General features: G+C 43.5%; 1 pseudogene. It reads left to right on the forward strand.

The features are described from left to right. Positions 1-804: 804 nt before the first annotated feature. Positions 805-2,081, forward strand: a pseudogene (gene ltrA, locus P7J36_RS11490) (group II intron reverse transcriptase/maturase). Positions 2,082-2,147 lie beyond the last annotated feature (66 nt).

Here is a 2,147-nt window from a genome sequence, read left to right on the forward strand (position 1 = left end):
ATAGTACGACGGGCATGTCGTACATCTGAGGTGAAAGTCCTCCGTGGGCACCCGCTACCGGTGAACCCTATAGCGACTCCCAAGCCTGACTATCGTGAGGTAGCGGATTAAAACGGTCTGGGGAGAGACCGTTTTAAGTCTGACGCTAGAAACCAAGATCGTCAGAGGAAGGGATAGCGAAATCGTGGCACTACGAGCAGAAACGTGATACCAAGGCGTATATAGCGGATAAGGTGGCTATGAACACCAAAGTCCAAAAAGGTAGTCGTAACCTATCTGCGTAAATCACGAGTGTAATTGAATTCGAACTAAGGTCAGTGTGAAAAAGATAATTCCTCCTAGAGTCACTGGACTCTTCGTCGGAATTCCTATTTTCACTTAGACCTTTTAACGTCCTCATATCTTGTGTAAACGAGGAAAGATGTACGACTTATCCCGTGAGGTCTCATGAGCGTCAAAAAGACGTAGTAACAACGAATCATGAGAAGTACCCTCGCCTATTGTTGTCTTCAACTCATTCTTCGTTGGACAACAATGGCTGGGGCAGGCTCTCAGCCGAAGCCATAGTAGTGATGAAATTTCTGTAATAGAAACGGAGCGAAGGGCTGAATATTTCAACAGTCAGGGGAGTGACTGTTGAAAGTTTGACACTGAAAATAAAGACTGTCAAACCGAAGTATACCTACTTCGATTGTGTCTGTAAAGAATGGTCTGATAGAACTGGAGGCAGTCACGTAATGACTAGAAGAAAGTTCATCATTATAAGATATCCTACAGACACCGAAACAAGAAAGGAGTACGCACATGTCACAGTTATTAGATAATATCCTATCCCGTTCAAATATGTTGGACGCTTACAATCAAGTTAGAGCCAATAAAGGTTCAGCAGGAATTGACGGCGTAACTATTGACGAAATAGATGACTATCTCCGCAAACACTGGCGTTCAACTAAAGAACTCATAAAGCAGAGAAAGTACAAGCCACAGCCAGTCTTACGAGTTGAAATTCCCAAACCTAACGGCGGAGTTCGTCAGCTAGGTATCCCAACGGTCATGGATAGAATGATACAACAAGCCATTGTCCAAATCCTCAGCCCTATCTGTGAACCCTATTTCTCTGATAAGAGCTACGGATTCAGACCCAATCGGTCATGCGAACAAGCTATTATCCAGTTATTAGAATACCTTAATGACGGTTATGAGTGGATAGTGGACATAGACCTGGAGAAGTTGACGATACCGTTCCTCAAGATAGACTGATGTCACTTGTTCATAACATTATCCAAGATGGGGATACAGAATCCTTAATTCGTAAGTACCTTCATTCAGGTGTAGTCATCAACGGACAACGGTATAAAACACTAGTTGGAACGCCACAGGGAGGAAATCTATCACCGCTCCTGTCCAATATCATGCTTAATGAGCTAGATAAAGAGCTGGAAAATCGCGGACTTCGCTTTGTTCGCTACGCAGATGACTGTGTCATCACAGTTGGTAGTGAGGCGGCGGCTAAACGTGTGATGCATTCAATTAGTCGTTACATTGAAAAACGATTAGGGTTGAAAGTCAACATGACCAAGACTAAGATTGTGAGACCGAACAAATTGAAGTATCTAGGATTTGGGTTCTGGAAATCATCTGAGGGCTGGAAAAGTCGTCCGCATCAGGATAGCGTACAGAGTTTCAAGAGAAAACTCAAGAAACTAACGGCCCGTAAGTGGAGTATTGACTTAGACAGCCGAATTGAGCGACTAAACTGGGTTATTCGAGGATGGATAAACTACTTTTCTATGACGAACATGAAATCAGTCATGGAAAGTATCGATGAACGTCTGAGAACTCGACTAAGAGTTATTATCTGGAAACAATGGAAGAAGAAATCTAGGCGATTATGGGGACTTCTCAAATTAGGAGTACCGAAGTGGATAGCGGATAAAGTATCTGGCTGGGGTGACCATTATCAATTAGTGGCTCAGAGGTCAATACTGAAACGTGCCATATCAAAACCAGTCCTCGCTAAACGTGGACTGGTTTCTTGCTTAGATTATTATCTAAAACGACATGCGTTAAAAGTTAGTTGAACCGCCGTGTGCCGAACGGCACGCACGGTGGTGTGAGAGGGACTAGAAATTAGTCCCTACTCGATT

The organism is Streptococcus suis (assembly GCF_046032115.1).
GTDB lineage: Bacteria > Bacillota > Bacilli > Lactobacillales > Streptococcaceae > Streptococcus > Streptococcus suis_AJ.